The 24,932-nt window shown below is 65.2% G+C and carries 17 protein-coding genes; 11 read left to right on the forward strand and 6 right to left on the reverse strand.

Annotated elements, in window-relative coordinates; all coding sequences use genetic code 11:
* The first annotated feature begins 39 nt into the window (after positions 1–39).
* Entirely contained in the window at positions 40–1,026 is a 987-nt protein-coding gene (locus I6F24_RS14250; protein WP_225126569.1) for a glycosyltransferase, read from the forward strand.
* 11 nt (positions 1,027–1,037) lie between these two features.
* Here the strand turns inward: I6F24_RS14250 and I6F24_RS14255 are convergent, their stop codons facing one another.
* Complete coding sequence (locus tag I6F24_RS14255; protein ID WP_035997377.1) at positions 1,038–2,066, reverse strand: glycosyltransferase; 1,029 nt, start codon at positions 2,064–2,066, stop codon at positions 1,038–1,040.
* A gap of 322 nt (positions 2,067–2,388) precedes the next feature.
* On the opposite strand from I6F24_RS14255, the gene I6F24_RS14260 reads away from it, so the two are divergent.
* The 5 genes from I6F24_RS14260 to I6F24_RS14280 all read left to right on the forward strand — a co-directional run bounded on the left by I6F24_RS14260 (position 2,389) and on the right by I6F24_RS14280 (position 8,231).
* Positions 2,389–3,189: a class I SAM-dependent methyltransferase gene (locus I6F24_RS14260; protein ID WP_036021083.1), complete on the forward strand. Its 801-nt coding sequence runs from the start codon at positions 2,389–2,391 to the stop codon at positions 3,187–3,189.
* A gap of 291 nt (positions 3,190–3,480) precedes the next feature.
* A complete protein-coding gene (locus I6F24_RS14265) occupies positions 3,481–5,856 on the forward strand; it encodes a Wzz/FepE/Etk N-terminal domain-containing protein (protein ID WP_036021080.1) in 2,376 nt (791 codons plus the stop codon).
* Positions 5,849–6,652: a WecB/TagA/CpsF family glycosyltransferase gene (locus I6F24_RS14270; protein ID WP_036021077.1), complete on the forward strand. Its 804-nt coding sequence runs from the start codon at positions 5,849–5,851 to the stop codon at positions 6,650–6,652. Before I6F24_RS14265 ends, I6F24_RS14270 begins: the two co-directional genes overlap by 8 nt.
* A 19-nt stretch (positions 6,653–6,671) precedes the next feature.
* Positions 6,672–7,664 carry a UDP-glucose 4-epimerase GalE gene (gene galE / locus I6F24_RS14275; protein WP_225149341.1) on the forward strand — a complete coding sequence of 331 codons (993 nt, stop codon included), beginning with the start codon at positions 6,672–6,674 and terminating at the stop codon, positions 7,662–7,664.
* 225 nt (positions 7,665–7,889) lie between these two features.
* Entirely contained in the window at positions 7,890–8,231 is a 342-nt protein-coding gene (locus I6F24_RS14280) for a hypothetical protein (protein WP_035997356.1), read from the forward strand.
* Here I6F24_RS14280 and I6F24_RS14285 read toward each other — a convergent pair.
* Positions 8,205–12,311, reverse strand: coding sequence for a GAF domain-containing protein (locus tag I6F24_RS14285; protein WP_225149342.1), 4,107 nt, complete (start codon positions 12,309–12,311; stop codon positions 8,205–8,207). The two genes, I6F24_RS14280 and I6F24_RS14285, sit on opposite strands and share 27 nt — an antisense overlap.
* A gap of 244 nt (positions 12,312–12,555) precedes the next feature.
* A complete protein-coding gene (locus I6F24_RS14290) occupies positions 12,556–13,011 on the reverse strand; it encodes an Lrp/AsnC family transcriptional regulator (protein WP_225126576.1) in 456 nt (151 codons plus the stop codon).
* Between the two features lie 152 nt (positions 13,012–13,163).
* Here I6F24_RS14290 and I6F24_RS14295 point away from each other — a divergent pair, with 152 nt between their 5' ends.
* Both I6F24_RS14295 and iaaH read left to right on the forward strand, forming a co-directional pair.
* Complete coding sequence (locus I6F24_RS14295; protein ID WP_225149343.1) at positions 13,164–16,613, forward strand: indolepyruvate ferredoxin oxidoreductase family protein; 3,450 nt, start codon at positions 13,164–13,166, stop codon at positions 16,611–16,613.
* Positions 16,614–16,688: 75 nt separating this feature from the next.
* Positions 16,689–18,110, forward strand: coding sequence for an indoleacetamide hydrolase (gene iaaH, locus I6F24_RS14300; RefSeq protein WP_225149344.1), 1,422 nt, complete (start codon positions 16,689–16,691; stop codon positions 18,108–18,110).
* Positions 18,111–18,191: 81 nt separating this feature from the next.
* Here the strand turns inward: iaaH and I6F24_RS14305 are convergent, their stop codons facing one another.
* Together I6F24_RS14305 and I6F24_RS14310 are read right to left on the reverse strand one after the other, a co-directional pair.
* A complete protein-coding gene (locus I6F24_RS14305) occupies positions 18,192–19,211 on the reverse strand; it encodes a DUF3616 domain-containing protein (RefSeq protein WP_225149345.1) in 1,020 nt (339 codons plus the stop codon).
* Positions 19,212–19,531: 320 nt separating this feature from the next.
* Positions 19,532–20,443 carry a LysR family transcriptional regulator gene (locus tag I6F24_RS14310; protein WP_035997299.1) on the reverse strand — a complete coding sequence of 304 codons (912 nt, stop codon included), beginning with the start codon at positions 20,441–20,443 and terminating at the stop codon, positions 19,532–19,534.
* A gap of 204 nt (positions 20,444–20,647) precedes the next feature.
* Between I6F24_RS14310 and I6F24_RS14315 the strand changes: the two genes are divergently transcribed.
* Genes I6F24_RS14315 through I6F24_RS14325 form a run of 3 tightly spaced genes read left to right on the forward strand, consistent with a single transcriptional unit; the run spans position 20,648 to position 23,935 of the window.
* The gene (locus tag I6F24_RS14315; RefSeq protein WP_225149346.1) at positions 20,648–21,829 is read left to right on the forward strand and encodes an HlyD family secretion protein; all 1,182 of its coding nucleotides are present in this window, start codon (positions 20,648–20,650) and stop codon (positions 21,827–21,829) included.
* Positions 21,830–21,833: 4 nt separating this feature from the next.
* A complete protein-coding gene (locus tag I6F24_RS14320) occupies positions 21,834–23,447 on the forward strand; it encodes an MDR family MFS transporter (RefSeq protein ID WP_225149347.1) in 1,614 nt (537 codons plus the stop codon).
* Between the two features lie 26 nt (positions 23,448–23,473).
* The gene (locus I6F24_RS14325; RefSeq protein ID WP_036021059.1) at positions 23,474–23,935 is read left to right on the forward strand and encodes a carboxymuconolactone decarboxylase family protein; all 462 of its coding nucleotides are present in this window, start codon (positions 23,474–23,476) and stop codon (positions 23,933–23,935) included.
* A gap of 133 nt (positions 23,936–24,068) precedes the next feature.
* On the opposite strand, the gene I6F24_RS14330 is transcribed toward I6F24_RS14325, so the two are convergent.
* Positions 24,069–24,929: a D-amino-acid transaminase gene (locus I6F24_RS14330; protein WP_036021055.1), complete on the reverse strand. Its 861-nt coding sequence runs from the start codon at positions 24,927–24,929 to the stop codon at positions 24,069–24,071.
* Positions 24,930–24,932 lie beyond the last annotated feature (3 nt).

Genomic DNA, 24,932 nt, shown 5'->3' on the forward strand with positions numbered 1-24,932 from the left:
GGGGTCCTGGTTAACGGATCATTAAAGGCGAGCCGTAGCTTGATCACCGCTGAAGAGGTTCTCGAACTGCCAGCCGCATCCCGCGCGGCAGCGCCGGCGCGCTTGCCGCTTCAGGTCGGCTCGACCACACCGGTATCGGTCGTCATTCCGGCCAAGAACGTTGCGGCCTATGTCGGCGAAACGCTTGCCAGCGCTCTGGCGCAGCGCGAGGTGACCGAGGTGATCGTCGTGGACGACGGCTCGGACGACGAAACCGTTGCGATCGTCCGCGGCATGCGTGACCCGCGGCTGCACTTGTTCCACAACGATTCCGCGGGCGTATCGGCCGCACGCAATCTCGGCGCAAGACAGGCAAGCGGCGAGTGGTTGCTCTTCCTCGATGCCGACGACCGCCTGCGCCCCGGCGCGGTAGCGGCGCTGCTCGCTGCAGCGCGTAGCGCGCCGCGCGCCGTCCTCGTCTATGGCGATTACAACACCATCGACAGCGAAGGCCGCCAGATCGGCCGGCGCGGCCTCTTGAAGGGGCGCCGGAAGCCGTCCGGAGACGTCCTGACGCGGCTCGCCGCCGGCAATTTCATCGTCAATGGCGGCATCGCGCTCGCACGCGCGGAAGCTTTCCGTGCCATCGGCGGCTTCGATACGTCCCTCAAATATTGCGAGGACTGGCATTGCTGGTGCCGCCTCGCTGCGATCGGGGAGTTCGCGTTCGCGCCAGAGCTGCTGCTCGACTATCGTCTTCACACCACCAACACCATGAACGCCGCGGTCCGGACGCCGAAGGACTTCTTCCCGGCCATCGCGCGGGTGTTCGATGACGGATTGATCCTGGCGAGATTGCCCGAGCACATGACAGCCGGGCTGCGCCTTGCCGCCGAGATTCATCTCGTCACCTACTCGGCGATGCAAGCGGTCCGCTTCGGCAGGTATCGCCAGGCGTTCGCTTATCTCGCGATGATCGGCCGGCAGTCGCTCAAATCGCTGCCACGCTCGGCAATCCGGGTCGCCCTCGCCCGTTTCGGTATCTAATCCTCGCCGCGTCAGGACGCGATCTTCGAGGCCTCGTAAGGCTTCGGCTCGAGGCCGAGGGCCGCCAGGGCGGCGCCAAACGCAACCATCACGGGATGCATCGCGACGACGGCTTTCGACGACGGCAACAAGGCGGCGGCGCGAAGCAGCGACAGCGGCAAGCGGCCCAGCATCTGCGCAAACACCCGCGCCCGCGCTGCTGCGCTCGGGGCGGCTTTGTACTGCACACGATAATTGATCGCGCCGATGCGCAAGCCGCGCTTTGCGATCCAGCCGAGGCTGGTGCGGCTACGCGGCACGGTCTCGGTGATGACGGCCTCCGCCGTCCAGTGGAACAGCATACCGGCGTCACGGCACCGCACGAAGAAATCACAATCGCCGCCGCCAAGAAAATTGAAGCGCAGGTCGAACGCGGGACGGTCGAACCGCTCGAAGGCGGCCCGCGTGATCAGGCAATTGCCGCAGCCGTAGATCAGCGGCACCGCACCGCTGTAGTCGTAGGCGGGACAGAAGGCGGGATGACGCGAAAGCCAGGGCTTGCTGTCGTCGTCGAAGACCGGCAGCACCGGCCCGCCAACCACTTCGGCGCCGGTCGCCTCCGCGGTGCGGACCATCAGTTCGAGCCAGTCGCTTGATGCGATCTCGTCGTCGTCGATCATCAGGAAACGGGTGGCGGCGGGAAACAGCTGCTGCGCCGTCTCGAAGGCAGCATTGATCGCCTGGCAATTTCCCTGTCGCTTCTCGATCAGGCAGACGCCCTGAAGCCTCCCATCGGCCAAGAACTCCGCGGCAACCGGCGCGCTTTCGCGCCGCACCGCATCGTTCTCGACCATGACGACGGCAAAGGAACGCGGGGTGCGCTGGTTCGCGAGCGACTCCAGCGTCAGGCGCAGGTGTTGCGGACGACGGAAGCATGGAACGCAGACGACGATGCCGACCGACAGGTCGATGACGCGAGAGCTCGCCACGATCTCCCGGTTGGGATCGCGCACGGCATCCGCGATCCGGGCCGCAGACAGGTCTGTCGGGATCAATGTCATGAGATCTAGATGTCCGAGATGTATTGAAGAATCCCTGCTTCGATCGCGCGTCCCACGACGGCACATCGCCGCGGGACAGATGCGTTTCAAAATGAACGGCTGCCGCGCGGCACATAGCCACCAAGTTCGCCGCGCGTCGTGCTGCAATTGGCGGTCCATGCGCCGACAACGCTCCAACATGAACAATACCGTAGTTAATGCGCATGCGCATTAACCGGGCCGTAAGCACTGCGACCGGTGAGACGGTGCGGCATCGGATTTGCTCTTCGGGCAGGCGCATTTTTTCCTGTAAATTTGAATAGAACAAGCGCGGTCAGAATCCATGAACAAGCCAGCCCCGATCGATTTCGCGACAGCCACGGCGATCCAATTCCCCGCGGCTGCACCATATGCCGAGGCGCTCCATGATCTCGTTCCGGGCGAAGCCCGCGACAGCCTGCTCGCCGTCCACGACGTGCTGTGCCGCGAGCTGCCGCAGGGCCGCCTCGCGATCTATGAGGCGGGCGGCGGCTCGTGCAGCGTTCTGCCACCGGAATTGCTGAGCCGCAGCAAGGTCACCGTGGTCGACATCGACGAGGACCAGGTCCGCAACAACACCTACGCCGACGAGGCGATCCTCGGCGACGTCCAGACCTACAGCTTCGCCCGCGAGACCTTCGATCTCGTGATCTGCTACAACGTCATCGAGCACTTGCCCCATGTCGACGCCGCGCTCTTGAACTTCCGCGATGCGCTGAGGCGCGGCGGGATGATCCTGATCGGCGCACCGAATCCGCGCTCGCTCTCCGGGGTCGTCACCAAATATTCGCCGCACTGGTTTCACGTCTGGTTCTACCGGCACGTCCGCGGCATCAAGGACGCCGGCCTGCCGGGCGAGCCGCCGTTCCCGACGTTCTTCCATCCGCTGGTGACGCTGCCCCGGCTGGAAGCATTCGCGGCCGCCAACGGCCTCGAGATGATCTATCGTCGTGAGGTCGAGAGTCCGCGCTATCCCGAGATGCGCCGGCGCAAGCCGCTGGTTGCGGCCCTGGTCGACGCCGGCGCCGCGGTGCTCAATGCCGTGCTGCCGCGCGGCACCGACGTCCGCCGCGGCGACTATCACGTCATCCTTCGGAGGATCTGACGGCGATGGCACGTGCGCGGCCCACCAACGGACGAACGACGGCTCGCAGCCATGCTGCGCGCGGTAACGAACCGTTAATTCCTGGAAGCGGCGGGTATCGCGGGCGTCATAGGGACGCGCCGAGGGATGGCATGCGCTTAAACGCTTTGTTTGCCATTTCGGTGAATAGTCCCTCAATGAGTATGGTTAATTTTCCCTGTTGCGTTGATTGGGCACCTATATCCCGGGTGCGTGGCGTAAAGCGAAGAGTAACCCCTCAGCCCGCGGCACTTGGAATGAAAGCTGGGGATCATGCTTGATTATAGCCAGCCGATCGATCGAGCCAGACCGGAGGCCGCGCAACGGAAGCCTCAGGCCGGCTTCAACGTGCTGGAGCTCGCCAATCTGCTCTGGCGGCGGAAGGTCGCGATCGCCGCGGCCGCCCTGCTCGGTGCGGCGCTTGCCGTCACGATCGGCAAGAGCGTGACGCCCCGCTACACCGCCACCGCTCAGCTCTATGTCGACCCGCGCGAGCTTCAGCTCGTCGACCGCGAGCTCACGCCCCGGGCCCAGGACGTCACCGGCATGGCCATGGTGGTGGAGAGTCAGGCGCGCCTGATCACCTCCAACAGCGTGCTGCTCCAGGTGATCCAGCAGGCCGGCCTCGACAAGGATCCGGAATTCGGAGGCGGTGAGGCTGGGAGCCTGATGTCGTCGCTGCTCGGCCTGATCGGCCTGCAACCGCGCGCGCCCTCCGCTGCGGAGAAGAGGGAAGTGGAGCTCGCGGCGCTCGATGCGTTGAACAAGCACATCGCGATCCGCAAAACCGAGAAGAGCTTCATCGTCGACATCGAGGTCTGGTCGACGGATCCCGCCAAGGCGGCGATGCTCGCCAACACGCTGACCAATGCCTATCTCGCCGAGTCCCGCAAGTCGCAGGCTTCGGCGGCACGGCGCGCCACCAACGATCTCTCCAGCCGTCTGAAGGAGCTGCGCGACCGGCTGCGTAACGCCGAGACCGCGCTGGCGACCTACAAAGCCCAGAACAATTTCGTCGGCACCCAGGATGCGCTGATCAGCGATCAGCAGCTCTCCGCCAGCAACCAGCGGCTTTCCGCGGCCCGCGCGGCGACGATGGACGCGCAGGCGCGGCTCGACCAGATCGAGGCGAGCCGCCGCACCGCTGCCGATGCCGGCGCGATTCCGGAGGCGCTGCAATCGCCGACCATTGCGAATTTGCGCGCGCAATATGCCGACGCCCGGAAGAAATATGCGGAGCAGGCCGGTGAGCTCGGCCCGCGCCATCCGGCGCTGCGCCAGACCGAGAAGCAGGTCGAGGACCTCAAGCGCACCATCAACGAGGAGATCGACCGCTTCGCCCAGTCCGCCAAGAACGATCTGACGCGCGCCCGCGACTTCGAGGCCTCGCTCAACCGCGCGCTGGAAGCGCAGAAGCGGCAGAGCGTTCAGCTCAGCCAGGCCGCCGTGCGCCTGCGCGAGCTCGAGCGCGAGGCCGACGCAAGCCGTGACGTCTATCAGTCCTTTCTCAAGCGCTCCCGCGAGACCGAGGAGCAGGAGAGCCTGAACACCTCGGCCGCCCGCGTCATCGGCGAGGCGACTGTGCCGCAGCGGCGCTCGTTCCCGCCGGCCATGAGCCTGTTCGCCATGATCGGCTTCATCTTCGGGGCGATCGCAGCATCGAGCTGGTTCGTCGTTGCAGATTTGCTTTTCGCCGGTGCAGCCGCGCCCGCGACGCCGACACCCGCCCGGCGTGAGCGCTCGCCAGCGCCGCAGGCGTCCCGAGCACCGGAGCTCCCGCGCGCTGCAGAGGTTGCTCAGCCGCGCCAGGCCCCGCGCGCTCCTGAAGCTGCGCCGTCGATGCCGGAGCTCGCCGCGCCCCCGCTGCAGCCTTCCATGGTCGAGCAGCCAATGATCGAGAAGCCGCTGATCGCACGCTTCCAGGAGGCCGACGTCATCCATACGCTCGGCGCCATACTTCCCACCGGCGGCGGCGTCGATCTCACGCGGCTGGGTTGGCCGACGCTGCGCCCCGGCTTTCCCATGACGAGCTTGCTCAACGCCTGGCGCGACATGCGCGCCGCGGTGACGCGGCGCGCCGGCGGCAACGCGATGCCGGTCGTCGCGCTCGTCGGCACCGGCAAGACCAGCGGCCGCAGCGTGGCCGCGCTGAACTTCGCGCTGGCGGCCGCACGCGACGGCGCCCGCGTGCTGATGATCGATGCCGACCATCAGGCGCGCTCGCTCACGAACAGGGTCATCCGTCCCGGCAAGAGCGAGCCGAGCAGGCTCGGCTGGCTCTCGATCGGCAGCAAGGACGCGCGCGAGATCAAGACGGTCAACGGCATCTCGGTGCTGCCGGCCGCCGAAGGCGACGCCGGCAAAGCCGCCGATGCCATCCACAAGGCGATTGTGCAGGCCCATTCCGCGGGCGGCTATGATCTCGTGATCCTCGACGGCCCGGCCATTCCGCTCGCGGCCGGCGGCCGCAAGCTGCTCGAGGACATCGACTCGCTGGTGGCCGTGCTGCCGACCAGCCTCGACGTCAACGACAGCCTGGAAGAGATCCTGGCCGCGCTCGGCCCGGCCGAGCGCAAGCTCGTCGGCGTCGTGCTCGACGAGCTCACCCCTGCAATGCAAACGCGCCAGCGAGGCAGACAATATGCTTGAGCGCCGCGTCAACCTCGACGGACGGGCAGCAACTGCCGAGGTGCCGAGAATCACCGTCGGCGGACTTCGCATGGCCGCGATCGACCTGGAAGAGACCGCCGATTTCATGATCGAGGCGACGAATCCCGACCATCGCATCGGCCGTCCGCTGTTCCTGACCTCGGCCAATGGCGAGGTGCTGGCGCGCTGCTCGACCGAGCCGCAGACCGAGCAGCTGTTCCGTGCCGCCGATTTGATCAACGCCGACGGACAGCCGCTGGTCGCCGCTTCAAAGCTGCAATCCTGGTTCCCGCTGCCGGAGCGCGTCGCAACCACGGACCTGTTCCACGTCGTCGCGCGCAAGGCCGAAGCCGCCGGCCGCACCTTCTACATGTTCGGCGCAAGCGAGGCCGAGAACGCCGCGGCGGTCGCGAACGTCCAGAAAATGTATCCACGTCTCAAAATCGTCGGGCACAGCCACGGCTATCTGCGCGGCGAGGCGCTGCGTGCCAAGGTCGAGGAGATCAACGCCCTGGCACCGGACTATCTGTGGGTCGCGCTCGGTGTGCCCAACGAACAGGCATTCGTGAAGGAATTCACGCCGCATCTGACCAATGTTGGCGTCATCAAGACATCCGGCGGATTGTTCAACTTCTTGTCAGGCAGTCGTTCCCGCGCGCCGCAATGGATGCAGAAGATCGGGCTCGAATGGGCCTGGCGCACCTTGCTCGAGCCGCGCCGTCTGCTCTGGCGTTATTTGACCACCAACCCCCGCGCGCTCTATCTTCTCTTCAGCCGCAACCGGCCCCTCCGTTAAGAGAAGAGCAGAATACGACATGACCGACCGACCGACCGTCCTCGTCACCGGGGGCGCTGGCTATATTGGCTCGCATGCCTGCCGTGCATTGTCCGCCGCCGGCTATCAGCCCGTCGTTTATGACAATCTCTCGACAGGTCATCGCAGCTTCGTATCGGGCCCGCTGGTGACGGGCGATCTGCTCGACGGCGCGGCGCTGGCGCGCGCCTTCGCCGACCACAAGATCACGGCGGTGATGCATTTCGCGGCGGCGAGCCTCGTCGGGGAATCCATGACCGACCCGCAGAAATATTACATCAACAACGTCCAGGGCACGCTGTCGCTGCTGCAGGTGATGCGCAACGCGGGCTGCCATCGCATCGTGTTCTCCTCGACCGGCGCCGTCTACGGCAACGCCGATTCCAAGGCGCTGCCGGAAGACTTTCCTTGCGCGCCGATCAATCCTTACGGCGCGTCGAAATTGATGATCGAGCGCATGCTCGCCGACTACCGCACGGCCTATGGCTTCGGCGCGTTCTGCCTGCGCTATTTCAACGCCAGCGGCGCCGATCCGGCCGGCGGCATCGGCGAGCTGCGCGACAACGAAACCCACCTCATTCCCCGCGCGATGATGGCGCTTCAGGGCCATGTCGAGTTCGCGGTGTTCGGCGACGATTACGACACGCCCGACGGCACCGCGATCCGCGACTACATCCATGTCACGGACCTTGCGGCGGCGCATGTGGCGGCCTTGAGGCTCTTGGAGCAAGGCCATGCCGGCGACAGCTTCAATCTCGGCACCGGCTCCGGCTTTTCCGTGCGCGAGATCCTCGACGCCATCAGGCAGGAGACCGGGCGCGAGGTGCCGCACACGATCAAGCCGCGCCGCGCCGGCGATCCCACCTTTCTGGTCGCCGATCCCTCTGCTGCAAGAAAGGTGCTGAACTTCGTTCCGCGTCACTCCGACCTACCGACGATCGTCCGCACGGCCTGGGCCTGGCACCAGAAGGCGCATCCGTTCAGGCCGCGTTAGGCAATCGCGGCTCCGATCGCTTGCTTGCCGTGCCCTGCAGCGGCTAGAACGACTTGTCGCGGCTGCGCCGGCACATTGCCGACAGCCGCGCGATCCGCATTGCCGACGGCCATGTCGGCCTTTCATGGTTCGGTTCGCTTGCACGAGCCGATTTTTCCGAGCGACGTGACGATCTAGTCAGCGTGTCGACCCCTCGTCGGACGCGATTCCGGGAGCATCGACCACATGCATCAGGCTGCCCGCCTGGAATTCGAGCGCGTGATGGAGGAGTTCGTCCGCTGGCATGTGGTGCCGGAGAACGAGCGTTCGCCCGCGCCCGCCTGGTGGTGGGGGCCCGCGATGGCCGTGGTCGACGACCAGGAGCCGATGAGCGCAACAAGCTGCTGCGCGTTGAACGTGAGCGAAGGGACGAGCTTCGCCGAGGGCGCGCGCGCCATTCTCGCGCTGTTCACCGAGCAGACGTCACTGACCGGTCCCCAGGACTTTCCGAGCAAGGCCGAGGGGGAAGAGCACGAGGTGCGCGAGCTGCACCCGCAGCCGTCAGACGACAGCGCGTTTCAGCCCTGAGGCTGCGTCTTCGTCGGCCGCTTCCGGCTGGAGCGGCGGCGCGACGGGCAGCGCCATGGGCCGCAGCAGCTCGCCCATCTGCCGCGCCGGCAGCGGCTTGGAGATCAGGAAGCCCTGCATCTCGTCGCAGCCATGGGCGCGCAGGAATGCCTCCTGCTCGGCGTTCTCGACGCCTTCGGCGACGACGGTCATGCCGAGGGCCTTGCCCATGCTGATGATCGCCTGCGCGATGGCCTGATCCTCCGAATCCTGCGGCAGGTCGCGCACGAAGGAACGGTCGATCTTGATCGTGTCGATCGGGAAGTGCTTCATCAGCGACATCGACGAATAGCCGGTGCCGAAATCGTCGATGGCGAGACGGATGCCGCGGCTCTGGATGGAGTCGAGCACCTTCAGCGCGCGGCCGACATTGCGCATCATCATGCTCTCGGTGACCTCGAGCTGGAGCAGCACGGGCGACATGCCGGAGGCCGCCAGCGCCTCGTCCACGTCCTGCAACAGATGCTCGTCGGCAAACTGCCGCGGCGACAGGTTGACCGCCATCGACAGCGGCAGCAGGCCGCGGCGCTGCCAGGCCATGGCCTGCGCGCATGCCTCTTTCAGCACCCAGCGGCCGATCGGCACGATCAGCCCGGTTTCCTCCGCAAGCGGAATGAACTGTGCCGGCGAGACGTTGCCGAGATCGGGATGCGTCCAGCGCAGCAGCGCCTCGACGCCCGTGATCTGACCCGTCGCCATGTCCACCTTGGGCTGGTAGTTGAGCGAGAACTGCTCGCGCTCCAGCGCGCGGCGCAGTGCGCTCTCCAGCGACAGCCGCTCGATCGACTGCGTCTTCACCTCGTTGGAGAAGAAGCGATAGCCGTTCTTGCCGTCCTCCTTGGCGAGGTACATCGCCATGTCGGCGTTCTTGGTCAGCGTCTGGGCGTCGGAGCCGTTGGCCGGATACATCGCGATGCCGATCGAGGCGGTGGAATGGCACTCGTGGCCGGCCAGCTGCATGGGCTCGGCGAGCGCGGCAAGCAGCCCGGTGGCGATGCGCTGGACGTCCTCGATCTCGCCGCACTGGTCGAGGATCACCACGAACTCGTCGCCGCCGAGGCGCGCGACCACGTCGCTCGCCCGCAGGGCGCCGCGCAAGCGGTTCGCCACTTCGAGCAGGAGCAGGTCGCCGGCCTCGTGCCCCAGCGAATCGTTGATGACCTTGAAGCGGTCGAGGTCAATGAACAGCACCGCAAATCGGTGATCGTGGCGTTGCGCCGCATCGATCGCCTCGCGCAGCAGGGCGTTGAAGGTCTCGCGGTTCGGCAGATCGGTCAGGCTGTCGTGCGAGGCGAGGTATTCGATGCGCTCGTCGGCCTTGTTCTTCTCGTCGGCGCGATCGAAGTTCTCCATCGCGAAGGAGACGTTGTCGGCGAGGCGCTGCAACAGCTCGACGAATTCGGGCGTGAAGGTCGCCGGTTCGGTCGACATGTAGATCATGACGCCGACCGCCTGGTCGTGCACGATGAGCGGAAACGCGGCGCCCGACCGCGCGCCGTCCGCGCGCACGATGGGGTGGAAGACACGGACGCGGTCGTCGTTGAGATAATCGTTGCTGATGCAGGGCTGGCGCGTGCGGAACGCCGTGCCGCTCATGCCGCGCCCTTCCGGCCGTTCGGGATCGACGGAAAGACGGACATTGCGCGTGGTGCCGGCGGAGGGACCTGCGGCGGCGACGATCTCGAGCTGGTCCGTGCCGGGTCTGGCCAGGGCAATCGTGGTCGAAGTGAACTTGGCGCCGTTCGACGCCGCAAGGCAGACGAGGTCGAACAGCTCGGCCCGCGACTTCGCGCGCATGATCGCCTCGTTGGTCGCGCTCAGCGCCGCGAACATGCGCGTCAGGCGCTCCTTCTGCGCTTCGGTGCGGGCCTTCTCCTCGGCGCGCTCGAAATTGTCGAGTGCGAAGGAGACGTTCTCCGCGAGCCGCCCGAGCAGCTCGACCAGATCGGGCGTGAACGTATTCTCTTCCGGTGCGAGGAAGAGCAGAATGCCGACCGGTTCCCGTCCCGCTCTCAGAAGCGGGAAGCTCGCCGCAGCCCGCGTTCCATCCTCGATGGCCTGCGCGCGCCAATATGCGGAGCGCGGCTCGTTCAGATAATCGTTCATCACACTGGGCCGGCACGTCCGCAGCGAGGTGCCGATGATGCCCTGGCCCTCGGGATGGTCGGCGGAAATGATGCAGGTACGCCCGCTCATGCGCTCCTGCAAGCGTCCCTTGACGGCAACGACGCGGACGAGTTCGCGTGCTTCGTCGATGATGCCGATCGTCGCCGAGGCGAACAGATCGCCGAGCACGGCCGCCTGGCAGGCCGCGTCGAACAACTCCTCGCGCGTCTTGGCGCGCATGATGGCTTCGTTGGTCGCGCTCAGCGCCTCGAACATTCCGCTCAGACGATTGCGCTGCTTGTCCGCCCGCGCCTTCTCATCGGCACGGTCGAAGCTTTCGAGCGCGAAGGCGACGTTGGCCTGAAGCTTGCGCAGCAGCTCGACGAGCTCCGGCGTGAAGGTGCCGCGCTCCGGGGAGTTGAACAGAAAGACGCCCTCGACCCGGTCGCCGTTGAACAGCGGCAAGGCCGCGGAGGATGCGATGCCGGTGCGGCGGGCGCTGGCCTGCCAGGGCGCAATGCGGTCGTCGGCGAGCACGTCGTTGCTGACGGCGGGCTGGCGCGTGCGAAACGCGGTGCCGGTCAAGCCGCGCCCTTCGGGCACCTGGTCGGAGGTGGAGAACGTGAAGTTGCGAACCTGATCCGCATTCGGGCCGTAGCAGGCGACGACGCGCAGCAGCCCGGTCCGATCGTCGACCAGCGCGACGGTGGCTGAGGTGAACTTTGCTCCCGTTGCGGTCGCCTCGCAGACGAGGTCGAACAGCTCAGCCCGCGACCGTGCCCGCAGGATCGCCTCGTTGGTGGCGCTGAGCGCTGCATACATGCGCGCCAGGCACTCTTCTTCGGCGGAGATCCGGGCTTTCTCGGCCTCGCGGCCGAAATTCTCGATCGCGAAGGAGACGTTCTCGGCCATGCGCAGCAGCAGCGCGACGATCTCCTCGTCTTTGGCCCAGGACCGGCTGATGAAGAACAGCAGCACGCCGACGCTCTCGCCGTGCCTGATCAACGGCGCGACCACGCAGGCGGCGACGCCGGTGTTGACGTTGGCCTGCTCCCACGGCGTGCCCCTGGTGCGGCTGGCGAGATCGGCCTCGACAATGGCTTTCTGCGTCCGGAACACCTCGCCCGAGATACCCTTGCCGTAAGGATTGTCCGGATCGACCGAATAGCGTGCCTGGGTGACGAGATCGAGGTTCTGCCCGGTGGCGGCGACAGGCTTCATCCAGTGCGAGTCCGGCTCGCGAAGTAGCACGATGGTCGCCAGCGACTTGCCGCTGTGGACCGAAGCGTCGCACACGAGCTGGTATAGCTCCCGCTCGGTCTTGGCGCGCAGGATAGCTTCGTTGGTGGCGCTGATGGCGCCGAACATGCGGTTGAGGCGCCGCGTCGCCCGCTCGCTGGTCTGCCGCGCGGTCTCACGGGCGAAATTGTCCAACGCGTAGGAAATGTTCGCCGACATGCGCTCGAACAGTGACACCATCTGCTCGTTCAGCGAGTTGGCCTCGCTCCGCGTCACATACAATACGCCGACGCTCTTGCCATTGCAGAGCAGCGGCAGCGCCGCGGCCGCACCGATATGCGCCTTGGCGGCGCCTTCGCGCCACGCCAGCGAGCGCGGATCGTTCAGATAGTCGTTGCTGACGCACAGCTTCTGATCGCGAAACGCCTCGCCGCCGACGCCGGCTCCTTCTGGCGTGCCGGCTTCCGTCGTGATCACGATCGAGCGGAGCCGCGCAACGTCATCGCCACAACCGGCCGCGTAGCGCAGCCTTCGGCCGTCCGGCTCGACCAGGAAAACGGCAACGGCCAGAAAATCCCCGCTCGAAAACCCGGCGTCGCAGACCTTCTGGTACAGCTCCTCCGGCGATCTCGCGTACAGGATCGCTTCATTGATGGCGCTCAACGCCGCAAAGGTGCGCGCGAGTGTCGTCGGCACGATCTCAGCTCCCAGGCATTTCTGCCTATTTATCCCGGGACCTTTATGCGCGGCGATCGCCTAAGTGGTCGTTATTGCGCGGCGCAAACCGTCGATCAAAGTGAACGAGCTGCGAACGAGCGCGACAAAACTGACCGGAATACCGCTGCGACGCCGAACCGCCTACGAATGGCATGTTCAGTTACCACTTTGCAGCCTGTGTTGGTTTACGGGAGGTTGATATCGCGGTGCCGTAGCACCTCCTTCAAAACGGCAGCGCCACGCTGGTCTTGATCTCCTTCAGCACCACGTTGCTGCGGACGTAGCGGATGCCGGGGATGCGGAACATGAACTCGTCGAGGAAGCGGTTGTAGGCCGCCATGTCCTGCACGACGACGCGCAAATGATAATCGGCGTCCCCGGTGGTCGCAAAACACTCCAGCACCTCGCGGCGCTTGGTGACCCTCGCCACGAATTCATCGACGAACTTCGCATCGTGCCGCTCCAGCGAGACGTGGAGGATGGCGGACATCGCAAAGCCCGCCTGCTCGCGCGCGACCAGCGCCGCATAGCCCTGGATGACGCCGCTCTCCTCCAGCGCGCGCACCCGCCGCCAGCAGGCCGAGGTGGACATGCCGACCCCGTCGGCGAGTTGCTGGTTGGTGGCGCGGCCATCTCGCTGGAGATGGGCGAGAATGCGGGTGTCCTGCTCTTCGATCATGGGAGGCTCCAGTTCGAGCAGGTCTACCAGATTGGACGCCTGCATGCAAAATTCTACCGAATTTCCATAACAGAAGGGATTAATAGGTAAGACCTACCAGCGGCCCGGGCATAACTTTCCATCACTGGGCAGGATGCCGCGCGAGGTCCGCCATGGACGCCAATCCGTCACTCGATATGTACGAGCTCTCCGATCGCTATGAGCGCGAGGAGGGCCGCGTCTTCCTCACGGGCACGCAGGCCATCGTCCGCATCGCGCTCGACCAGGCGCGACGAGACCGTGCGGCCGGGCTCAACACCGCCGGCTTCATCTCCGGCTATCGCGGCTCACCGCTCGGTGGCATCGATCTCGAGCTCTGGCGCATCCAGCAGCGGCTCAAGCAGGACCGCATCGAATTCCTTCCCGCCGTGAACGAGGACCTCGCGGCGACAGCTGTACTCGGCTCGCAACAGGTCGAGACGCAAGGCGACCGCGAGGTCGATGGCGTGTTCGGGCTCTGGTACGGCAAGGGCCCGGGCGTCGATCGGTCCGGCGATGCGCTCAAGCACGGCAACGCTTATGGCTCCTCGCCGCATGGCGGCGTGCTGGTGGTCGCCGGCGACGACCATGGCTGCGTCTCCTCCTCGATGCCGCACCAGTCCGACGTCGCCTTCATGAGCTGGTTCATGCCGACGCTGCACCCCTCGGACGTCGGCGAATATCTGGCGTTCGGCGAATATGGCTACGCGCTGAGCCGCTTCTCCGGCATGTGGGTCGGCTTCAAGGCGATCTCCGAGATCGTGGAATCGGGCGCCTCCGTCGCGCTCCGCCCGCCGCGCCTCTTCCGCACGCCAGACTTCACGCCGCCGCCGGGCGGCCTGCACTATCGCTGGCCCGATTTGCCGGGCCCGCAGATCGAGGAACGGCTGGAAGCGAAGAAGCACGCGGTCTACGCCTTTGCCAAGGCCAACCCGATCGACCGGCACATCTACGATATCCCCAGCGCCACCTACGGCATCGTCACCACCGGCAAGGCGCATCTCGACCTGATGGAAGCGCTGCGGCTGATGGGCCTCGATGAAGCGGCCTGTCGCCGCATCGGCATCGACGTCTACAAGGTCGGCATGGTCTGGCCGCTGGCGCTGCACGACGCGATGGAGTTCGTGAGAGGCAAGCGCGAGATCCTGGTGGTCGAGGAGAAGCGCGGCATCATCGAGAGCCAGTTCAAGGAGTATTTTTACGACTATCCCGGCAGCAAGCCCGAGCGCATGGTCGGCAAGCACGACGAAACCGGCGTACGGCTGATCTCCTGGATCGGCGAATTGTCGCCTCGCGCGCTCGCGAACGTGCTCGCGCGCCGGCTCGATCCGATGTTTCCGGGTCTCAATCTCGCCGCGCGCGCGGCCGCCTTGATGCCGGAAGCCGCGCGAACGATCAATGTCAGCGGCGCGACGCGCACGCCCTATTTCTGCTCGGGATGTCCGCACAACACCTCGACCAAAGTGCCGGAAGGATCGAAGGCGCTCGCCGGCATCGGCTGTCACTTCATGGCGAGCTGGATGGACCGCGAGACCTCCTCGCTGATCCAGATGGGCGGCGAGGGCGTGAACTGGGCTGCTTCATCGCGATTTACCGGCCGCAAGCACGTGTTCCAGAATCTCGGCGAAGGCACCTACTATCACTCCGGCTCGATGGCGATCCGGCAGGCGATCGCGGCCAAGGCCAACATCACCTATAAGGTCCTGTTCAACGACGCGGTCGCCATGACCGGCGGCCAGCCGGTCGACGGGCCCGTCAGCGTCCATGCCATCGCCCACAGCGTCCGCGCCGAAGGTGTCGAGCGCATCGCCCTGGTGTCGGACGATCCCGCGCAATTCAGGCCGGCCGACCTGCCATCCGGCGTGACCATCCATCCGCGTGAGGAGATGGATGCCGTGCAGCGCGAGCTGCGCGAGGTTCCCGGCGTCTCGGTGCTGATCTACCAGCAGACCTGCGCCACCGAGAAGCGGCGCCGGCGCAAGCGCGGGCAGATGGCCGATCCCAAGCGCTTCGCCTACATCAACGACCTCGTCTGCGAAGGCTGCGGCGACTGCTCGGTCGAATCCAACTGCCTCAGCGTCGAGCCGAAGGAGACGCCGTTCGGCCGCAAGCGGCAGATCAATCTGTCGGCCTGCAACAAGGATTTTTCCTGCCTCAACGGCTTCTGCCCGAGCTTTGTCACGGTCGAAGGCGGGACGCGGCGGAAGAAGAGCGCGAGCCATATCGACGCGGCCGACCGCGCCGCCACACTACCCCTGCCCGCGCCCGCAACGCTCGAGCGGCCCTACGATCTCTTGGTGACCGGCGTCGGCGGCACCGGCGTGATCACCGTCGGCGCGCTGATCGGCATGGCCGCGCATCTGGAACGCCGCGGCGTTTCGGTGCTCGACTTCACGGGCTTTGCGCAGAAATTCGGGCCTGTGCTGAGCTACATTCGCCTGGCCGCGAGCCCTGAGGCGCTGCACCAGGTCCGCATCGACCAGGGCGCGGCCGATGCGCTGATCGGCTGCGACCTCGTCGTCAGCTCCTCGCCCAAAGCCTCAGGCACATATCGCCGCGGCACCCGTGCCGCCGTCAACACCGCGGAAATGCCGACCGGCGACGTGGTCCGCTTCCGCGACGCCGATCTCGCTGCGCCAAGCCGCCTGCGCGCAATCGGTCAGGTCATCGGCGAGCACAATCTCGACACGTTCAATGCCAATGCGCTGGCCGAACGCCTGCTCGGCGATGCCGTCTACGCCAACATCATCATGCTCGGCTTTGCCTGGCAGCGCGGTCTCGTCCCTGTTTCGCTGCAGGCGCTGCTCCGCGCGATCGAGCTCAACGGCGTCGCGATCGAACGCAACAAGCAGGCCTTTGCCTGGGGCCGGATCGCCGCTGCCGATCCGGATTTTCTGCCGACCTCGGACGAGGCACCTGAAGCCGAGACGCTCGACCAGATCATTGCCCGGCGCGCCGAGTTCCTCACGGCCTATCAGAACGACGCCTACGCGGCGCGCTATCGGGCGATGGTCGGAAAGGTCCGCAATGCCGAGGCCAAGCTGAACAGTGAGGCGCTGACGGAGGCGGTCGCTCGCGGCCTGTTCAAGCTGATGGCCTACAAGGACGAGTACGAGGTGGCGCGGCTCCACATGCGGAGCGGCTTTCTCGACGAGCTGAAGCGTGAATTCGAGGACGGCTTCAGCATCCAGTACCACCTCGCCCCGCCGTTCCTGAAGTCGCGGCGCGATGCACGGGGACGTCCGCGCAAACGCGCCTTCGGTCAGTGGATTCAGGTGCCTCTGGCCATGCTCGCGCGCTTGAAAGCACTGCGCGGAACGCCTTTCGATCCGTTCGGCTACACCGCGGAACGGCGCGCAGAGCGTGAACTGATCGCCTGGTATGAAGGCCTGATCGAGCGGATGCTGGGCGAGCTCGATGCGGCGCATCTGCCAAATCTCGTGGCGATCGCCAAAGGCCCGATGGATATCCGCGGCTATGGCCCGGTGAAGGACATCGCGATTGTGAAGGTGAAGGCCGAAGTCGAGCGGCTGCTCGCCGAACTGGACACGCCATCGCCGGCAAGGATGCACGCCACCGGTTGACGCGGCGCCGCGGACGCTTCAGCCTCTGCTCCTTAAGGGACGCTCTGATGGCCTCCTGCGATCGGGTGATGCATCATGGATTTCGACCAGTTGACACTGACCGAGGCCGCGGCCGGCCTCGCCGCCGGGACATTCACGAGCACCGCACTCACCCGGGAAGCCCTGGCCCGCGCCAAGGCCAACGCCGAACTCAATGTCTTTGTCACCCTGGACGAAGCCGGCGCCTTGAAGGCCGCGGCCGCGTTCGACGCGGCAGGCGACAGGACAAAGCCGCTCGGCGGCGTACCCATCGTGATCAAGGACAATATCGAGGTCGCGGGACTGCCCTGTAGCGCCGGCACACCGGCGCTGAAGGATTACATTCCGAAGGCCGACGCGCCTGTCGTGACAAAGCTGCGCGATGCCGGAGCGATCATCATCGGCAAGACCAGCATGCACGAGCTCGCCTTCGGCATCTCCGGCTACAACACCGCGTTCAAGACCGGCGCCGAGTATGGCGTGCGCAACGCCTATGATCGCACTTTGATCGCCGGCGGCTCCTCGTCAGGCACGGGCGCGGCGATTGGCGCGCGGATCGTCGCCGGCGGGCTCGGCACGGACACCGGCGGGTCGGTGCGGGTGCCTGCCGCCCTGAACGGATGCGCCTCGCTGCGCCCGACGGTCGGCCGCTACCCGCAAGACGGCATCGCGCCGATCTCGCACACCCGCGATACCGCAGGCCCGATGGCTGCGACCATGGCGGATGTCGCGCTGCTCGACCGCGTCATCGCCGGTGGCGATGCGCTTGCGCCGGCGGATCTGACGCAGGTCCGCGTCGGCCTCGCGAGATCGATGCTGGCCAATCTCGATGCCGACACCGAGGCCGCGTTCCAGGAAGCCGTCGCGAAAATGAAGGTGCAAGGCGTCACGGTCGTCGGGATCGAGATGCCGCAACTGGCAGAGCTCGACGCCCAGGTCAGCTTTCCCGTCGCGCTGTACGAGGCCTATGACGATCTGGTCGCCTATCTCAGGCACACCGGCACCGGCCTCTCCATCGCGGCACTGGCGGAGCAGATCGCCAGCGCCGATGTGAAGGGCACCTATGACGGCTTGGTGATCCCGCGCAAGCTGCCTGGTCCCGACGGCACCCTGGTCGACGCCAAGCCGATCTACGACGCCGCGATCGAGATTGCGCGCCCCGCGCTGCAGGCGCTGTACGCCAGGAGCTTTGCCGACAACCGGCTCGATGCGATCGCCTTCCCAACCACGCCGCGCGTCGCCATTCCCTCCAATCCGGAGTCCAGCAGCCTCGAGAATTTCGGCCTGTTCATTCAGAACACGGACCCAGGCAGCAATGCCGGGATTCCCGGCATCCAGATCCCGATCGCGCTCGGCGCCAGCAGCAGATTGCCGATCGGGCTTGAGCTCGATGGCCCCGCCGGCAGCGATCCCCGCCTGCTCGCGATCGGCATGGCGCTCGAGGCTGCGTTCGGGCGCTTGCCGCCACCGGCTCGCTGACGGACTCCCTCCGGAAATGCTGGAAGGTGGCGCCTCGTTCGTTCGGCCGGCTGGACAAGGCGAGGGGAGGTCCGATCCCGTTCATCGTGGTATTTCGATGGGGGTGGGCGTACCTTCCTTATCGCTGTCGAATACGATCAGGACCCGCAGTCCGGCGGAAGTCGCGCCCAACGGCAGTAGTCCCTCCGGCTTTCGCTTTGGATCGAACGGGAGTTCCTTCAATAGCCGCACGGTCTCGGACTCTCCGTCCCAAGAATATATTGCGTAGGCTCCCGGCCCGTCCGCAACAGGACCGGCCAGGATGAGGGTGCGATCGCCGAACGCGGCGAGATCGCGTACACCCCTGTTGTCACCGAGCGGAAGTCGGAACAGCCGGTGAGTCGTGCTTTTTCGATCACCGAACAGCGCGTCTATCTCTACCGAGAGGACGACGGCGCGATTGTCGTTCAAGACGGGGCCCCGGAATCCCGCGAGCAACGTCCGATCGTCCTTGATCGCCACGCCCTCGATGGTCAAGCCGTTCTTCTCCAGCCTGATATCCATGAACTCGAGAAGCGCAGGTTCGGCCGCGATGACCTCTCGCAATTGCCCCGTACGCTCGAGGCCCGACGCATTGCCATCTGCCCCCGTCGTGCGGAACCGAACGATCTGGCTGCTTGCGGCAATCCTGGCCCGAATCTTATCGGCATCTTTCTTGGGGTCGAGCTTGTGGTCCTTGTCCCGCGGATGGCCATGCGAGCCGATGACGTAATACTGCCGTTTGGAGAAGGCGACGCCCTCGCCATCAAGTTCGAGCGCCTTGCCATTGAACGTGTTGTTGATCAACTTCACGGGGCTGCCGGCGACGAGCTTGCCGTCGGTCAATTCGATGAATTGAGCGCCCTGGAGATTGTCGTCGATAACGAGGCACGAACGGGGAAACCCATCAGCGGTCGTGCAGGCGATGCCGCTGACATCCTTCGACTTGCCTCCGTCCTTGCCGATCAGCTTGTTCTTGACCGGCCACGCATCGTCGGCCGTAGCAGGAGAAGGCTGCACGCCACCCGCCATCACGAGGCTGAGCAGCAAAGTCGCAATCCATCCTGTTCTGGCAATGGTCATCGAAGCCTCCCTAGAGCCGCAGTCGGGCCAGACCAAGCCATCCAGCTCCATCACAGGATGATGCCGCCAATCCCTTGCGAAGCTCTCACGCAAGCGAACGTTGACCGGCTTGCCCCCGGTCGATCCGTCAAACATGGAAGAGCAACAGATGGAAGAGGAGAAGCTAGAAAGCCGGCCTGGACGAAACGTCGTATCAAAAAAGGATCGAACCGAATGCCTCGGTCCCAAATACATCATTCATATCTCAGGTTGTATTGTTGCAGACAACTCGGCGTTGTCAACACGCTTTCTGCCGCACGTGGAGCCGGCGGTGAAAGGTCTCATGAATACGGGTTGATCAGCTTCTGCTGCTCGGCGCTGTGGTGCACGAGCAGGTCGATGAAGGTCCTCACTTTCGCCGACAGATGATGACGATGCGGATAGACCGCGTTCATGGAGAGCTCGACCGTCCGATATTCCGGCAACAGGCGCACGAGGCGGCCGGCTTCGAGATCATCCTGAATGAGGAACCCCGCCATCAGGCAGATTGCGGCGCCCTCCAGCGCGACCTCGCGCAGCGCTTCTCCGCTATTGGTGACGAAGCTGCCGGAGACGCGCACCGAGGCCGGCGTGCCCTTACGATCGAGGAAGCGCCATTCGTCGCCGAACGGATAGTTCAAGTGCCGACCACAATTGTGCCCGGTGAGCTCGTCGAGCTTCTGCACCCGGCCGTGCTTCTCGATGTAATCGTGGGAGCAGCACAGCACGTGGCGCCAGGTGGCAAGGCTGCGCACGATCAGGCTTGAATCCGGTGGCTGTGTCATGCGCAGGGCAACGTCATAGCCTTCCTCGATGAGGTCGACCTCGGCCTCGCCCATGCGCAGATCGATCTTGAGCTCCGGATAGGTCGACAGCAGTTTGGCCGCAATCGGCGCGACGAACGGCACCATGTGCGTGGCGACGTGAATGCGCAGCGTGCCGCGCGGCACCGACTGCAATTCGCTCGCGATGTCGTCGGCCTGTTCGATGTCGGCGAGAATCTGGACGCAGCGGTCGTAATAGGCCTTCCCGATCTCGGTCAGATTGACCTTGCGCGTGGTGCGGTGAAGCAGCCGCACCCCGAGCCGGTCTTCCAATGCCTGCACGTGATTGCTCACCATGGTGGTCGACATGTTGAGCTTGCGGGCTGCTGCGGAGAAGCCGCCGGTCTCGACCACCCGGCTGAACACTTCGAGGCTGGTCAATCGATCCATGGCTTTCCTTGACTGGGATGTGCGCCTCAGCAGCAATCGCGCGGCAATCGCGCTGGCGTAGCCGCTCGCCTGACCCGGTAGACATCACGAACCAGGGTGACCGCTCAGATTATCCACCTTGAATGGATAATCCTTCCAGAATCTAGCCGATTATCATCCGGGCCAGCAAGACCGATAGTCTCAGCGAGCCGACAGGAGACTGCAATGTCCGAAATGCCCCGCGCCGAGACCTTCCAGCAAGCCACTGAAATCACGCGCGATTACGCCAAGGCGCCGCCCGCTATGCCAGCCCGGAACAGGGTCCGGCGCGCGGCCTTGGTGCTCGCGCTGCTCGCAGGCACTGCAACCATGGCCTACTACGGACACGATTACTGGACCAACGGCCGCTACCTCGAATCCACCGACGACGCCTATGTGAAGGCGGACTCCACGATCGTCGCGCCGAAGGTCTCCGGCTACATCGCCAAGGTGCTGGTCGGCGACAATGAGAAGGTTCGGGCGGGCCAGCTGCTGGCCAAGATCGACGACCGCGATTTCAAGGCGGCGCTCGATCAGGCGAAAGCCGACGTCGCCGCCGGCGAAGCCTCGGTCCGCAACATCGACGCCCAGCTCGAACTGCAGCAGCCGATCATTGAACAGAGCACCGCCGACGTCGCCGCTGCAGAAGCCAATCTGAAATTCGCGCAGGAGGAGCGCGCCCGCTACGACGACCTCATGAAGTCGGGCTCCGGCACGATCCAGCGCGCGCAGCAGACCGACGCGGCGCTGCGCGCCAGCAGCGCGCAATTGCAGCATGCCAAGTCCGGCCTCGTCGCCGCGCAGCGCAAGGTCGACGTGCTCACCACCCAGCGCGCCCAGGCCACCGCCCAGCTCGAACGCGCCCGCGCGGTCGCGCAGCAGGCGGCGCTGAACCTGTCCTATACCGAGATCACCGCGCCGGTGGACGGCACGGTCGGCGCCCGCAGCTTGCGTGTCGGCCAATACGTGCAGGCCGGCACGCAATTGATGGCGGTGGTGCCGCTCGACGCCGTCTACGTCGTCGCCAATTTCAAGGAGACCCAGCTCACCCATGTGCGGCCGGGCCAGCCGGTCGAGCTGCACGTCGACAGCTTCCGCAACATCAGCCTGCGCGGCCATGTCGACAGCCTGTCGCCGGCGAGCGGGCTCGAATTCGCGCTGCTGCCGCCCGACAACGCCACCGGCAATTTCACAAAGATCGTGCAGCGCGTTCCGGTGAAGATCGTCCTCGACGACCACAGCCTCACCGGCTTGCTGCGGCCCGGCATGTCCGCGGTGCCGACCGTCGACACCAAACAGGCGGTGCTGGCCGAGCGCGAGACGGCCAAGCGCCTTGCCGACAATACGTCCCGCGCGAATGGGGGTTGAAGCCATGGGCACGCTCCAACCGGCCCTCAACGCCACCTCCGCCAATCTTCCCGCCCCCGTAGCATCCGCCGCGCCGGCGGTGTCGACAAAGACCTGGATTGCGGTGATCGGCGCCACGCTCGGCGCCTTTATGGCGGTTCTGAACATCCAGATCGTCAACGCCTCGCTCGCGGACATTCAGGGCGCGATCGGCGCCGGCATCGACGACGGCGGCTGGATCTCGACCTCCTATTTGATCGCCGAGATCGTGGTCATCCCGCTGTCGGGCTGGCTCGCGCAGGTGTTCTCGATCCGCATCTATCTGCTCACCAACGCGATCCTGTTCCTGGTTCTGTCCGCGGCCTGCGCACTGGCGCAGGATCTGTCGCAGATGATCGTGCTGCGCGCTATCCAGGGCTTCACCGGCGGCGTGCTGATCCCGATGGCGTTCACGCTGATCATCATGCTGCTGCCGCGCGCCAAGCAGCCGGTCGGCCTTGCGCTGTTCGCGCTGTCGGCGACTTTCGCGCCGGCGATCGGCCCGACCATCGGCGGCTATCTCACCGAGAATTTCGGCTGGCAATACATCTTCTACGTCAACCTGGTTCCCGGCGCGATCATGGTCGGCATGCTCTGGTACGCGCTCGAGCCCAAGCCGATGAAGCTGGCGCTGCTTCGCGAGGGCGACTGGGCCGGCATCATCACCATGGCGATCGGCCTGTCCGCGCTCCAGACCGTGCTGGAGGAAGGCAACAAGGACGACTGGTTCGGCTCGCCGTTCATCGTCAAGCTCTCGATCATCGCCGCTGTTGCGCTGACGGCATTCCTGATTATCGAACTCACGGTGAAGAAGCCGCTGCTCAATCTGCGTCTGCTCGTGCGTCGCAATTTCGGCTTCGGCATGCTCGCGAACTTCCTGCTCGGCATTGCACTCTACGGCTCCGTGTTCATCCTGCCGCAATATCTGGCGCGTATTCAGGGCTACAATGCCGAGCAGATCGGCATGGTGCTGGCCTGGACCGGGCTGCCGCAACTCGTGCTGATCCCGCTGGTGCCGCGCCTGATGCAGAAGTTCGATGCGCGGATCATCATCGGCGTCGGCTTCGTTCTGTTCGCAGCATCCAACTTCATGAACATCAACATGACCAACGACTATGCCGCCGACCAGCTGCTGTGGCCCAATATCGTGCGCGCCATCGGCCAGGCGCTGGTGATGGCGCCGTTGTCGGCGGTCGCGACCGCAGGCATCGAAGCGGAGAATGCGGGCTCGGCCTCCGGCCTGTTCAACATGATGCGCAATCTCGGCGGCGCCGTCGGCATCGCGCTGCTGCAAACCGTGCTGTCCAAGCGCGAGCAATATCACTCCAACGTGCTGATGCAGTCGGTCTCTGTGTTCGAGGAGGCCACACGAACGCGGCTCGAGCAGCTCACGCAATATTTCGTCAATCACGGCGTTCTCGACCGTGCGGACGCCGCGCATCGCGCCTATGTCGCGATCGGCCATACCGTGCAGAAGCAGGCCTATATCTTCGCCTTCAGCGATACTTTCTACCTGCTCGGAATGGCGCTGATCGTCGCTCTCATCGCCGTATTCTTTCTGAAGAGGCCCGGCCAAGTCTCGGCCGGCGGAGCCCACTGACCCAACCAAAGAAAAGGAGAACGACCATGAAGCCCCGCATGAACTACTACCAGGCCGCGCCCGATACGATCAAAGCGCTGGTGGCGCTTGAGCAGCAGATCCAGTCGACCGGCCTGGAGAAATCGCTGATCGAGCTGGTCAAGATCCGGGCCTCGCAGATCAACGGCTGCGCCTTCTGCATCAACATGCACACCGAGGACGCCCGCAAGCGCGGCGAGACCGAGCAGCGCATCTACCTGCTCAACGCCTGGCGCGAATCCCCGCTCTATTCCGACCGCGAGCGCGCCGCGCTCGCCTGGACCGAAGCGGTGACGCTGATCTCAGAGACGCATGCGCCCGACGAGACTTACGAACAGGTCCGCGCGCAGTTCTCCGAGGAGGAGACGGTGAACCTGACCATGCTGATCGGTGCCATCAATGCCTGGAACAGGATCGCGATCGCATTCCGCGCCGTGCATTCGGTGAAGGTGAAGGCGTCAGTGGCTTAAACCGACGGCAACGGACGGTCTCGTAGGGTGGGCAAAGCGTAAGCGTGCCCACCATTCTTCAGCAAAAACGTGAGAAGGCGTGGGCACGGCGCAAGCGCGCCTTTGCTCACCCTACGACAGCTACCTATGCCGCTTACACCGCCGTCGCCTTGGCGAAGTCCACGTAGATCTCGCGAAGGCGCGTCGCCATCGGGCCGGGCTTGCCGTCGCCGATAGTCTTGCCGTCGATGGCGACCACCGGCTGCACGAAGGAGGATGCGCTGGTGATGAACGCTTCCTTGGCGGCGAGCGCTTCGGCGACCGTGAAGGAACGCTCCTCGACGCGGAGCTGGCGCTCCTCGGCAAGCGCGATCACGGCCTTGCGGGTGCAGCCGGGCAGGATCGCGTTGGAGTTCTGGCGGGTGACGATCACGTCGTCCTTGGTCAGGATGAATGCCGTGGACGAGCCGCCTTCGGTCACATAGCCATCCTGCAGCATCCAGGCTTCGCCGGCGCCGGCTTCCGCCGCGGCCTGCTTTGCCAGCACCTGCGCCAGCAGCGCCACGCTCTTGATGTCGCGGCGCTCCCAGCGGATGTCGGGCACCGTGATGACGTTGATGCCGGTCTTGGCCACCGCGGCATTGATGATGTCCTTCTCCGACGTGAACATCACCAGGCTCGACCTGACGTCAGCCTTGGGGAACGGGAAGTCGCGCCCCTTGTCGGCACCGCGCGTCACCTGGAGATAGACGAGGCCGTTCACGAGCTTGTTGCGCGCGATCAGCTCCTTCTGCAGCTCGGTGATGCGCTCGATGGTCTCCGGCAGCTTCAACTTGATCTCGCCGACGGACCGCTCCAGCCGCGCCAGATGCGAAGCATTGTCGACCAGCTTGCCGTCGAGCACGGCCGAGACCTCGTAGATGCCGTCGGCGAACAGGAAGCCGCGATCGAGCACCGAGATCTTGGCTTCCGAGAGCGGGACGAATGAGCCGTTGACGTAGGCGATCGAGTCCAAGGC

This window comes from Bradyrhizobium sp. BRP23 (assembly GCF_020194135.1).
GTDB lineage: Bacteria > Pseudomonadota > Alphaproteobacteria > Rhizobiales > Xanthobacteraceae > Bradyrhizobium > Bradyrhizobium yuanmingense.

Coding starts and splice junctions, on each gene's coding strand:
- I6F24_RS14255 (WP_035997377.1), bottom strand. CDS start 2,066: ATGACATTGATCCCGACAGACCTGTCTGCGGCCCGGATCGCGGATGCC.
- I6F24_RS14260 (WP_036021083.1), top strand. CDS start 2,389: ATGAACAAGCCAGCCCCGATCGATTTCGCGACAGCCACGGCGATCCAA.
- iaaH (WP_225149344.1), top strand. CDS start 16,689: ATGGATTTCGACCAGTTGACACTGACCGAGGCCGCGGCCGGCCTCGCC.
- I6F24_RS14315 (WP_225149346.1), top strand. CDS start 20,648: ATGTCCGAAATGCCCCGCGCCGAGACCTTCCAGCAAGCCACTGAAATC.
- I6F24_RS14295 (WP_225149343.1), top strand. CDS start 13,164: ATGGACGCCAATCCGTCACTCGATATGTACGAGCTCTCCGATCGCTAT.
- I6F24_RS14280 (WP_035997356.1), top strand. CDS start 7,890: ATGCATCAGGCTGCCCGCCTGGAATTCGAGCGCGTGATGGAGGAGTTC.
- I6F24_RS14320 (WP_225149347.1), top strand. CDS start 21,834: ATGGGCACGCTCCAACCGGCCCTCAACGCCACCTCCGCCAATCTTCCC.
- I6F24_RS14325 (WP_036021059.1), top strand. CDS start 23,474: ATGAAGCCCCGCATGAACTACTACCAGGCCGCGCCCGATACGATCAAA.
- galE (WP_225149341.1), top strand. CDS start 6,672: ATGACCGACCGACCGACCGTCCTCGTCACCGGGGGCGCTGGCTATATT.
- I6F24_RS14290 (WP_225126576.1), bottom strand. CDS start 13,011: ATGATCGAAGAGCAGGACACCCGCATTCTCGCCCATCTCCAGCGAGAT.
- I6F24_RS14265 (WP_036021080.1), top strand. CDS start 3,481: ATGCTTGATTATAGCCAGCCGATCGATCGAGCCAGACCGGAGGCCGCG.
- I6F24_RS14305 (WP_225149345.1), bottom strand. CDS start 19,211: ATGACCATTGCCAGAACAGGATGGATTGCGACTTTGCTGCTCAGCCTC.
- I6F24_RS14310 (WP_035997299.1), bottom strand. CDS start 20,443: ATGGATCGATTGACCAGCCTCGAAGTGTTCAGCCGGGTGGTCGAGACC.
- I6F24_RS14270 (WP_036021077.1), top strand. CDS start 5,849: ATGCTTGAGCGCCGCGTCAACCTCGACGGACGGGCAGCAACTGCCGAG.